Annotated in this window: 5 protein-coding genes; 1 reads left to right on the plus strand and 4 read right to left on the minus strand. The window is 70.8% G+C overall.

The annotated features are described in order from the left end of the window. Positions 1-30: 30 nt before the first annotated feature. The 3 genes from ACFWGZ_RS19635 to ACFWGZ_RS19645 form a co-directional block, all read right to left on the minus strand. Positions 31-1,356: an esterase/lipase family protein gene (locus ACFWGZ_RS19635; RefSeq protein ID WP_382452962.1), complete on the minus strand. Its 1,326-nt coding sequence runs from the start codon at positions 1,354-1,356 to the stop codon at positions 31-33. Further along, a complete protein-coding gene (locus ACFWGZ_RS19640) occupies positions 1,356-5,252 on the minus strand; it encodes an AAA family ATPase (protein ID WP_382452963.1) in 3,897 nt (1,298 codons plus the stop codon). The genes ACFWGZ_RS19635 and ACFWGZ_RS19640 overlap by 1 nt, the downstream gene beginning before the upstream one ends. Before the next feature lie 155 nt (positions 5,253-5,407). Continuing rightward, entirely contained in the window at positions 5,408-9,670 is a 4,263-nt protein-coding gene (locus ACFWGZ_RS19645; protein WP_382452964.1) for a glycoside hydrolase family 2 TIM barrel-domain containing protein, read from the minus strand. Positions 9,671-9,804: 134 nt separating this feature from the next. On the opposite strand from ACFWGZ_RS19645, the gene mshC reads away from it, so the two are divergent. Next, positions 9,805-11,043 carry a cysteine--1-D-myo-inosityl 2-amino-2-deoxy-alpha-D-glucopyranoside ligase gene (gene mshC / locus ACFWGZ_RS19650; RefSeq protein WP_382452965.1) on the plus strand — a complete coding sequence of 413 codons (1,239 nt, stop codon included), beginning with the start codon at positions 9,805-9,807 and terminating at the stop codon, positions 11,041-11,043. A 67-nt stretch (positions 11,044-11,110) separates the two neighbouring features. Here mshC and ACFWGZ_RS19655 read toward each other — a convergent pair. Then, positions 11,111-11,585 (minus strand): hypothetical protein (locus tag ACFWGZ_RS19655; protein ID WP_382452966.1); only part of this gene is annotated, 475 nt, incomplete at its 5' end.

Genomic DNA, 11,585 nt, shown 5'->3' on the forward strand with positions numbered 1-11,585 from the left:
CTCCGTGCCAGGACTGAATCGTCCTCCGGGTCAGAGTGCGCTGCAATCCACGGCGAGCACCGCGGACGTCACCGGGACCACCGGAGCCCCCACGGAGATGCCGCTGACCTGCACGTAGTAAGCGCCGGGGGGCAATTCGCCGAATTTGACCGCCATGCTCTCCGAAATCGCGGGACTGCGCGCTTCGACCTGTTTGCCGTTCTCGTCGAGCAGCGCCACCTTCAGCGCCCGCGGGGTGGTGTCGCGCAGCTCGACGGTGACCTCCAGGGTCTCGCCGACCAGCACCAGGTCGGGCACGGTGACCTGCGGCTCGGTGGTGGTGAGGTTGCGCGGCACGATCGACTTCGCCGTCAGGAACGACTCCACCGCGTCCAGCACGGCGGCGTTGTCCTGCAACGACGTGTGCTGCTCGGTGACCCGGTGCAGCGTGTTCGACGACAACGCCACACCACGCCGTGCCGCACCGACCGTCGGCACGGTCGCGTCTCCGTACAGATCGTCGCCCTCGTACGTGCGGAAGCACGTGACCTTGCCGTCGGCGATACGCGCAGTCGTGGCCGTGGGTTGCTTACCGCCGATGATCGCGTACGTCTTGTCGGCGAACGTGTCGGTCAACGCGCCGTGGAACGCCGCCGCGTCCGCGACCATCTTCGTGTCGAGCTCGGGCAAGGACACCTCGGTGGTCTTGAGCAGGCCGCCGGGCGACTCGATGCACGCGTACTCGGGCAGCAGCTGGTGCAACGACGGCATCGACCGCGCGAACTCCGTGAGGTCGACCGCCAGCGGCCCCAGTCCCTTCCGCACGCCGTTCACCAGCTGGTCCAGCGCCGTCGCCGCGCCCCGGTAGGGCGTGCCCATCGTGATGAGCTTGTCGGTGCGCTCCGCCAGCCCGCACTGCTCGATGCACCAGCGCGCGACGAGCCCGCCCATCGAGTGGCACACGAAACTGACCTTGGCGTCGGGACCGATCCGGTCCAGGGCCTCGTCCACCCGCCGGGCGAGCAGCGCGCCGTTGTAGCGGTTCGACAAGCGCCAGTCGTAGGCGAAGAGGATCAGGTTGCCCTTCTCCACGCTGTAACCGAGGGAGTTCATCCGGCGCGTGACCCGGTCATAGCCCTTCAACGGCGTCCAGATGCCCGGGACGACGTGCAGGTCGGCCATCAGCGCCACGGGTTCGATCCCGTCGCCGGGGTGCTCGTCGCCGATGCCGGCGGGCAGCTTCAGCCGGTGCAGGCTGCGGCCCAGCGAGAGCACGGCGCGCAGCGCGGCCCGGCCGGACACCTCCCAGACCATGCCGTCCCCGTCGCGCAACGTGCTGCCGAGGATGCCGGGCAGGACGACGACCAGATCGCTCATCAGGACTCCTCGGCGAGCGTGCGGATGAGGGTGAGCAGGTCCGGGTCCGCGGGGACCAGGTAGGTGAGCTCGTGGACCCACTTCAGGCGCTGGTCCGGTGCCGGCAACGCCAGTCGTGTGTCTCCGGCCCGAGCGCGCGCAACGGCTTTGTAGAGCGCCGCCAGGGCGTGCGGTTCCAACGCCGTCACGGCCTGCGTCAGAGCCTGAGGCGACGCGGAAGCTGCCAGCGCGCGCAGGACGTCGACGGCACGTGCCGGGTCTTCCTGTGCTTCCAGCACGAGGTCGACCACGTCGGTGTTCTCGTCCGCGAGCAGCAGCAGTGCCTGCACGGGCCGGTTGTCGCGCACGTTCTTGAGGACTTCCTTGTCCAGCAGCTCTTCCCGGCGAGTGGCGAGCAGTTCACGGCGACGGGCGGGCGTCGCGTCGACGAACTCGTCCGCGAGGCTCGCGAGCAGCCACGGCCGGTAGGCGAGTGCCACGCCCTGCTGCCGTGCGGTCGTCCGGCGCGACTGCATGACCTGCGCCTCGATCAGGCTGGTGCCGTACAACGCCTCGGTGACGGCGACGTCCGCGTCCGTCGACAGCAGCTCGGGGTGCGCCACCAGGACCGCGCGCTCCTCGGCGTACGACCGCGCGAACACCCACGAACGCGCGGTCCTGAGCAACGCCCGGTCCACCGTCAGCCAGTCCGGCACCGAGTCCCACGGCCACGGTCCCGAGTCGTAGTGGCGGCGGGCGATGTCGTGCACGTCGTGGAGCGCCTGCCGGGACTGGCCGACGTGCGTCAGCGCCTGGCACAGCCACTGCGCCGCCGCCGGGTCGCCCGCCCTGGCCGCCGCCGCGCGCAGCACGAGCAGCGTGGCGAGGTGCGGGCCGGTGAACCGCGCGGTGACCCGGTCCCAGGTCTCGTCCACGACGCCGGGGCGGCCCAGGCCCGCGCAGACCGTGTCGAGCGTGAACAGCGCGGCCGCCAGCGTCGAGAGCCGGTCGGTGTTCTCCGGCAGCAGGCACACCTCGACCGTCCGCAGGCCGGTCGCGAGCGCCTCGTGGTCCTGGCCCGCGTCGCGCTGGCGGCGCATCAGGTTGTGCAGCGCCTGGGCGTGGATCCGCAGGCCTTCGGCGAGACCGGCGGCCTGCCGCGCGGCCGTCAGGGCGGCGTCGGTGCGGCCCACCAGGCTGTGGGCGACGCTCAGGCTCAGCGCCGCGTCGGCGAGCTGCGGGACGAACGCGGCGTGGCGGCCGAGCGTGCCGCTGATCTCCGCGGCCTGCTGCGTCGCCCGGTCGGCGTCGGCCAGCCTGCCCAGGGCGAGGTGGTCGCGGCCGAGCTCGACCAGCGCGGTGACCAGGTCCGCCAGGTGCACCGGGTTCGTCTGCGCGAGGGCGTAGTACAGCTCGACGGCCTGCTTCGAGCGTTGCACAGCCTCGTAGCGACGGCCGGTCTCACCGCACCGGGCAGCGAGGGCGGTCATGGCGCGCGCAAGCGGTGCGTCGGAGTCTGTTGCGGCCACTGCCTCTCTCGCCGTGGACAACGACTCCGCGCGCCGTCCCAGCATCGCGTACGTGTCGCTCAGATCCACCAACGCGCCACTGAGGTGCGCCGCGTACGTGGGGTTGTCGCCGCCGTGTGTCATCGTCTTCGCGATGCGTTGCGCAAGTCTTTTGTGCGTGAGGCTTTCCGCGGTCGTCGGGGTCGACGCCACCAGTTCGCGATAGCGCACCACTGCCTCTTCCGCGGGCGCCACGGCCTGTTGCAGCCGGCCTGCCTCGCGGAACCTCCGGCCGAGCTTGTTCAGCACGAACGCGAGGTCCGCCAGGTACATCCGCAGCGCCGGCACGAGCGTGCGGAAGTGCTCGGCGGCTTCCTCCAGCGGCGCGACGGCCTCATCGCCACGGCCCCAGTGCATCAGCTCGTTCGCCGCCGTCGTCGCCGCGAGAGCGATGTCCGGCAACAACATCGGGTTCATGACCGCGAGCGCCCGCAACCCGTCCAGCGCCTTCGTGCCGGCGTGCCCGCAGTGCCGCCACGCGTACTTCCACAGGTAGCCCGGCACGTTCGGCGGGACGCCCGCCTCCATCCGCTGCCGGTACAGCTCGATCAGCGCGCACGCCACCACGTCCGCGCCCGGCGCGAAGACCTCGTCGCGGCTCGGGGCGAACTGCGGCCGCAGGTGGTCGGCGAACGTCTGGTGTGTGAGCTTGAAGACCGCCGTTCCTTCTTCGCCGTCCTGCACGATGTGGCGGCCCAGTTCGGTCAGCACGGCGGTGACGTCCTCACGGCTGAACATCTCGCCCGACAACGCTTCGGCGACCGCCCGCCACTCCTCCTCCGGGAACCCCGCACCGTAGCTCCACGTCAGCGCCGTGAGCAGCGCACGGGCGGACGGCACCTTCGCCAGCTCACGGTCGAAGGCCGCGTCCAGCGACAGCTTGAAGTCGGCGCCCCCGTCCTCCAGCACCTGGTCGGTGATCATCCACGCGGTCAGGAACGGCAGCTTCGCCAGCTCGTCCACCGCGGCCACCGGAAGCCCCGCGCCGAGCCGGGCGAGCACGTACTCCCGGACGTCCGCCTCGCTGCCGGCGTCGTCGAGGTCCAGCACCTCGACCGGCGACAGCTCGGTGAGCAGCGGCGCGCCACCCGCGACCCGGTGCGCCTGGCGGGTCGAGACGATCACGACGGCGTGCTGCGCGAGCTTGGTCAGCAACGAGGTGGCGATCGAGAACGACTCCCCGCGCGCCTCGTCCAGCCCGTCTACGACGAGCACCGGCGGTGAGGCGAGCGCGCCGACCACGCCGACCAGTTCGGCGGCACCGCGCCGCGGCCCCTCCGGCGGGGCGATCAGGCCCGCCGCGGCGAGCTGGCGGCTGAGCAGGTCGGCCACCCGGTCGGCGTCCATCGCGCGGGCGTGCACGGCGGCGTCGACCGAGCCCGGGCCGGGGTCGGCGTGCCGGAACGGCGGCCCCGCGGTCAGCAGCAGGTCCCGTTCCGCGGCGTTCGACAGGCTCACGACCCGGCCGACGACCGCCGACTTGCCGGTGCCGGGCGACCCCGTGACCACGCGCAGACCGGCGGTCCCGGACCGCACCCAGCCCACGACCCGGTCGACCTGGGCGGTGCGGCCGGTGAACCACGACCGGTGGTCCGCCGAGTCACCACCGCGGGCGGCGAGCAGGAGGTGCTTCACGACCGTGTTCGCGGCGTACAGGGGATTCGGGAGCATCGGCTGTGCGGAGCCGTACTGCATGAAGCGCGGCCGTTGCACGTCGCTGTCCCACGCGTTCAGCAACGCCGTACCGACCGCGCCACCGTCGACCAACGCCGTGCGGTCGCTCCAGCGCCGTGCGTCCTCCACGGCCGTGGGACCGGCACGCAGCAGCTTGCGCAACTGCCCGCCGAACAACCCGTCACGGGCCGTTTCGACGCTGGAACACGACACCAGCACGCCCGCCCAGTGCACCTGCCCGGCCAGCAGTTCCTCCTGCACGGCGGCGACCGTGCGCACGGCCTCGTCGAGCTGGGCGCCGGAGTAGCAGGCGTCGACCACGATCAGCACCTGGTGCGCGCCCGACGCGGCGCACCACAGCGCGAACTCGTGCAGCATGATGCCGTCGGCCGCACCGTCGTTGTCCCTGGCCAGCAGCCGGAGGTTGCCCGCGACGGGCAGGGCGTGCCCGCTCCACAACGCCACCAGCGCGCCGCCGTCCTGCGGCTGCCGGCGCAACGCCTTCATGTGCTCGCGGATCTCGGCCTCGGTGGGGTCGGCCAGCGGTTCGCCGTCGTAGCCCCGCAGCAGGGCGCGCAGCTCCCGCACGTCGCTCACGGCGTGCTGCAGCGGCTGCACCAGCTCGTACGAGCCGACACCGATGCCGACGAACCTGCCTCTGACCCTTTCCTGCATGCCTCACCAACCCCCTGCACGGACGTCGTCCGGTGCAGGGGGTCGTTACGCGGGGTAACTCGTTCGGCCGAGTCCTCGGGCAGTTCGGCGTTCGCGTTCTTCTCCGCCGTCACCTCGACGATGGTCTGCGACGCGCACGGCGCTCGCGTCCGCCTCTACGCGCAGCTCAGGACCGGGTTCGCCCAGTCGGCGTGGTCGTGGGCGTTGCCATCACCCCCGTCGGTGGCCCGGAACGTCACCACGGCCGCTCCGCTCGTGTCGACCGTGATCGGTACAGCGGCGCTTCCCCCTGACAGCACGGGGCTCTGGTAGACCTGCTGCCCGTCCTTCAGCACCTCGAACCGGACGGTGCCGTCGCCGTTCGTCTCGTCGTCCACACCGATCGTCGCGGTCAGCGTCGAGCACTTCCCGCCCGTGTAGACCTGGAACTCCGAGTCGGGGTGCACGCCGACACCGCGGTCGAACTTCGCGCCCCGGATGCTGATCGGCAGGCCGTCGCCCGCCCGGTCCTCGCCGTTGCTGCGGTCGCGTTCGACCGGGCCCCACCCGTTGCGCTCGCTGAGGAACTCGAGCGCGGAGACCTGCGCCTCGCCCCGCGGCGCGCGCGGCGTCGCGGTGAAGTCCTTCGTCAGCGTCGTGACGCCCTTGCCCGAGGTGATCTCGGCGAACACCGGGCGGGTGCCCGTCGGGCCGCCGTCGCGCTTGATCGTCACCGCTGCGTACCCGCCGGAGAGGTCGGCGGTGGCCGGCGACACCGACCAGCCCTCCGGTGCGGTCAGCCGCGCCGTCGTGGCGCCGGGGCAGGCACTGGTGACCACGAGCTCGGCCTCGACCTGCTCGCCCGGTTCCAGCGCGGTGTCGGCCGCCCGCAGCTCCGCCGCCGGGGCGCAGTCGGCCTGGTGGCCGAGCTTGCCCGTGGCGGCCTCCACGGGCGTGAGCGGGCGCAGCAGCACGGAGTAGGCGTACTCGTTGCCGGCCTCGACCTGGTACTGCGGCAACGGCTCGTGGAACGTCTCGCTCACGCCCGTCACGCGGTGCGCGGCGTGCAGGCTGGTCCAGCCGGCGTTCTTCTGGAGCGCGAACGGGTACGCGGCGCGGTCCAGGTCGTCGTACTGCGAGACCCGCACGTCGAGGTCGCCCGCGACGAGCAGGCCCGTGCGGCCGTTGGACAGCGTCGCCCAGCGCGTGTCCGCGTGGTTGCCGTGGTCCTGCGGCTTGTAGTAGTCGTGGAACTCCTCGTCCACAGTGGACTGGTGGACGCCGACGGGGTTGCCGGACTTGCGGTCGTCGTAGTTCTCGCCGGGACCGCGGCCGTACCAGGTGAACTTCCGGTGGTCCTGCGGCACCTTGAGCGTGAAGCCGATGCCGGGCAGGTAGCTCAGGTCGCGCATCCGGTCCCGCGCCGCGACCCGGTGACCGACGTGGACCTCGCCGTCACCGGTGATCCGGTAGGTGAAGGTCTGGCCGAACGATGCGTCCTGCACCGCCTGGGCCGTCGACTTCGCCGTGATCACCGTGTCGGCGCCGGACTGCGCGACCGTGACGCTCGACGGTGTGGTCTTGAGCCGGTCGAGGCCGGTGCGGTACCAGGACGTGTCCTCGCTCATGAACTCGTTCGACAGCGGCGCCCGCCACGCGTCGAGCTCCGGCCCGGTCTCGAGCAGCTCGGTGCCGCGCACGCGCATCGACGTGAGCGTGCCGGTGGACTTGCCGACCACGTACCGGAAGTCCCTGCCGGACACCACGACCTCGGTGGCGGTCTCGGTGGTGGTGAGCTCGCCGGGCGCGCCGGCCGTGTGCAGGCCGGTGACCTGCGTGCCGCCCAGCGGGAACTGCGCGATGCCGACGTCGTTGCCCTTGCGATCGGTCGCGCGGACGGTGAGGAAGCGCTCGGTCGGGGCGCCGAAGTCGGGCAGCGCGATCGTGCCCGGCTGGAGCCTGCCGTGGTGCCGGGCGACCGTGCGGCCGTTGTCCTGCACCTCCCAGCGCAGCTCGAGGTCGTCGGTGCCGGTGAACTGGCGTTCGCTGACGATCGTGAGCTCGGTGCCGGCGAAGGAGAAGCGGATGGGGGAGTGCACCGCCATCAGCTCGGTGGTCTCGGGCTGGGGCCTGCGGTCGGACCACACCAGGCCGTCGACGCCGCCGGTGCCCGCGCCGTAGGACTGCTTGCGGCCCTTGTCCTCCAGCTTCTCGAAGTCGAGCGCGAGCACCGCGGTGGACTTCGGGTCCCGCGCCAGCTCCGCCCCGGTCAGCGCGCGGTGGTAGATCCGGACCTGGTCGACCGCGCCGTGGGCCATGCGCGTGCCGGCGTTCTCCTGCATGGTCTCGGGGTTGCGGCCGATGTTCACCGGCCAGTGCGACCAGTCGATCGTGCCGGCGAAGTCGCTGGTGGCGACCTCCTGGCCGTCGATCAGCAGGCGCAGCTTCGCGCCGTCGAACGTGCCGGTGACGCGGTGCCAGTTGCCGAAGAAGTCCGCCGGGACCTTCGCCTTGACCGCCCGCCAGGTGCCGCTGTGGATGAAGAACTCCAGGGTGGTGGAGTCGGACATCTTCAGCGCGTACTGGTGGTCGCCCTTCGCGATGACCGTGAAGTCACCGGTCCAGGTGTCGGGCTTGACCCACGCGTCGAGAGTGAGTCCCGTCGTCACCTCGTCGAGCTTGCGGTCGCGGTAGATCTCGACGAAGTCGTCCAGACCGCTGAGCTGCAACGCCTTTCCGTGCGGTCCGTCCACCTGGGACGGTTTGCCGGACAGGTACGACAGGATGCCGTTCGCGTCGTCGGGGGTCGTGTAGAGGGGGAGCGCGATGTTCTGCTCGGCCCAGTCCCAGATGAAGCCGCCCTGCACCTGAGGGTAGGCGCGCACGACGTCCCAGAACTCCCGGAAGTTGCCGAGGCTGTTGCCCATGGCGTGCGCGTACTCGCCCATGATGATCGGCTTGGTGGTCGTCTTCGCCTTGGCCTCGAGGCTCGCGGGCGACGGGTAGCGGGGGCCGGCGACGTCGGCGTAGGGCGCGTCGCCGTCGGGCACGTTCGGCTGGTGGTAGAGCGGCCGGGTGTCGTGCGCCCGCGCGTACTCCGCCATCGCGTGGTGCGCCTTGCCCAGGCCCGCCTCGTTGCCGGTGTCCCACATGACCACGCTGGGGTGGTTCTTGTCGCGCTGCATCATCGCGACGAACCGGTCGTGGAACGCGTCCTGCCACTCGGGGAGCTCGGCCAGGCAGTTGGCCGGGCAGCCGTCGTGGTGGTGGGTCTCGATGTCCACCTCGTCGGCGATCATCAGGCCGTTGCGGTCGGCGAGCTCGTAGAAGTACGGGTCGCTCGGGTAGTGCGAGGTGCGCACGGCGTTGATGTTGAACCGCTTCATCAGCTCGACGTCCCTGTCCTGGTCGGCGCGGGTGACGTGGCGGCTGCCGTGGACGGAGGTCTCGGCCCGGTTCGTGCCGCGGAACAGCACGCGCTTGCCGTTGATCTTGAGCTGCTTGTCGACGATCTCGATCTCGCGGAACCCGACGGGCTGCGTGCCGGTCTGGACGACGCGCCCGTTCTTCAGCAGCTCGATCCTGAGCCGGTAGACGTTCGGGGTCTCGTCGGTCCACTTCAGCGGGTTCGAGACCGTGCCGCCGTCGATCCTCACCTCCCGGCCCCGCGGGTCGAAGAGCCTGGTCCGGACGGTGTGGCCCTCCTGCGGGCCGCCGATCCTCACGTCGGTGGCGATCGTGGCGTCGCGGTACTGGGCGTCCAGGTCGGTCTTGATCGTGACGTCCTGGAGGTAGGTCTTCGGCGTCGAGTAGAGCCAGACCTCGCGGAAGACGCCGGAGAACCGCCACTGGTCGTAGTCCTCCAGGTGCGAGCCCGCCGACCAGCGGTGCACCTGGAGCCTGAGCGTGTTGCGGCCCGGCTTCAGCCTGCTCGTGATGTCGAACTCCGCGGGCGTGTAGCCGCCCTGGTCGTAGCCGACGTAGGCGCCGTTCACCCAGACGAAGTAACCGCTGGTCACGCCCTCGAAGCGGACCAGCGTGCGGTCCCAGTCCGCGGGCAGGTCGAACGTCTTCTCGTAGACCCCGGTGGGGTTGACGTCGCGCGGGATCGCCGGCGGGGCGTCCGGGTACATCTCGGTGGGGATGTTGCGGAACATCGGGTGGTCGAGGAAGTCCGACTGCCACGTGTGGGGGACCTTGACCGTGCGCCACCCGTCCGGGGTGTCCCTGACGTCCTCCGGCCTGTCGAACATCCGGATCCGCCAGTCGCCGTTGAGGCTCAGGCGCTTCTCCGGCCCGAGATCCGGGTGGGGAGGCTCCTGGTTCTCGGCCGTCATCCTGGGGTTCTCCAGGTAGGCCAAGGCGTCCAGGGGTTCGGCGTGTGCGGTCGAGGGGGAGAGTGAGAGCGCTACCACCGTGGCTACGACGACACGAAGCATGCCTTCGGAAGCTAGGGGCGCGCTGACAACGTCGTCAACGAATGTCCGATCTTTCTGTCTCGGAGTGCCCGGCGTGGTCGTCCCAACAGCCGGAAAACGCACTCCATCCGGCGGCACGCGTTAATGTCGGAAGCATGCAGACCTGGTCATCGATTCCTGTGCCGCGGGTTCCGGGGGACCCCCGCCCGCTGCGGCTGTTCGACACGGCTACGGGCGAGGTGCGCCCCACGGCTCCAGGAGACACCGCCAGGTTGTACGTCTGCGGCATCACGCCGTACGACGCGACGCACCTCGGCCACGCCGCGACCTACCTCGCGTTCGACATCGTGCACCGCGTGTGGCTCGACAACGGGCACAACGTGCACTACGTGCAGAACGTCACCGATGTGGACGATCCACTCCTGGAGCGCGCGCTGCGGGACAAGGACGACTGGGTGGTGCTCGCCATGCGCGAGACCGCCCTGTTCCGCGAGGACATGGAGGCGCTGCGCGTCCTGCCGCCACAGGACTACGTGGGCATCGTCGAAGCCGTCCCGGAGATCGTCGAGGTGGTCGCGAAGCTCGTCGCCGACGGCCACGCCTACCGCGTGGACGACGACGAGTACCCGGACGTGTACTTCTCCCACGACGCGACGGGCCGGTTCGGCTACGAGTCGAACTACTCGTCCGAGGAGATGCTGCGGCTGTTCGCCGAACGCGGCGGCGACCCGGACCGCCCCGGCAAGCGCCACCCGCTCGACGCCCTGCTGTGGCGCATGAAGCGCCCCGGCGAGCCCTCGTGGCCGTCGGAGCTGGGCGAGGGCCGCCCCGGCTGGCACATCGAGTGCAGCGCCATCGCCCACAACCGCCTCGGCATGGGCTTCGACGTGCAGGGCGGCGGCTCCGACCTGATCTACCCGCACCACGAGTACTCGGCCGCGCACGCCGAGGCCCAGACCGGCGAGCACCCGTTCGCCCGCCACTACGTGCACGCGGGCATGATCGGCCTCGACGGCGAGAAGATGTCGAAGTCGCGCGGCAACCTGGTCTTCGTCTCGAAGCTGCGCGCGGAGAAGGTGGACCCGAACGCCATCCGCCTGGCCCTGCTCGCGGGCCACTACCGCTCCGACCGGCCGTGGACCGGGGCCCTGCTGGACTCGGCCCTGGCCCGCCTGGACAAGTGGCGCCGCGCGGTGTCGCTCGACACCGGACCGTCCGCTGTGGACACCGTCACCCGGTTGCGCGACCACCTGGGCAACGACCTCGACACCCCGCGGGCGTTGGACGCCGTCGACGCCTGGGCCGACGAGGCGTTGGCCCGGGGCGGGGCGGACAAGCACGGGCCTTCTCAGGTTCGCACCGCTGTGGACGCGCTTCTGGGCGTGGAGCTCTAGGCCGGCCAGATGCGATGGCGGTCCTCGGCTGAGGCCCGCCATCGCTGGTTCGGGAGACCTGGAAGGATCAGGCCAGGCTGAACACGTAGGTCGCGAGCACGATGCCGGACGTGGCCTCGCGCGACCCGTTCGTGTACCACCGCTCCGTGGTCGTGGTGGTCTGCGGGATGAAGGTCGTTGAGATCGCCTCGAACTTCCACCCCTCGGCTTCCATGTCGTTGAGCATCTGGGTGTGGTTGTTGCTCTTCCGCGTCACGGTGGCCATCCCAAGGCTCGAACGCGCCGATGTGCTTTCGAGGTCGATCGAGATCTGGAAGAGCCTCGCTCCCTCGGCCTTCGCCGTGCGGGCCTGCCCAGCCGTTGAAGCGGCGAAACGGGCCGCCGCGGCCTCAGCCGCCCGGCGCTCTTCGGCAACCTTCTTCGCGGCGAGCTCTTCTGGAGTCTTGCTGAAAAGGGCCACTTCCACTCTCCTGCCGTCCTGTGTGCAGCGGGCTTGTCGAGCGGGTGATGGCGGCCGTTGCAGGCGGTCGGAACGTGGAACC

The sequence above is a fragment of the Lentzea sp. NPDC060358 genome, assembly GCF_042725365.1.
Classification (GTDB): domain Bacteria; phylum Actinomycetota; class Actinomycetes; order Mycobacteriales; family Pseudonocardiaceae; genus Lentzea.

What these genes read in the sequence shown, in the direction of transcription:
- ACFWGZ_RS19635 (WP_382452962.1), bottom strand. Translation starts at nt 1,356, where the DNA reads ATGAGCGATCTGGTCGTCGTCCTGCCCGGCATCCTCGGCAGCACGTTG.
- ACFWGZ_RS19640 (WP_382452963.1), bottom strand. Translation starts at nt 5,252, where the DNA reads ATGCAGGAAAGGGTCAGAGGCAGGTTCGTCGGCATCGGTGTCGGCTCG.
- ACFWGZ_RS19645 (WP_382452964.1), bottom strand. Translation starts at nt 9,670, where the DNA reads ATGCTTCGTGTCGTCGTAGCCACGGTGGTAGCGCTCTCACTCTCCCCC.
- mshC (WP_382452965.1), top strand. Translation starts at nt 9,805, where the DNA reads ATGCAGACCTGGTCATCGATTCCTGTGCCGCGGGTTCCGGGGGACCCC.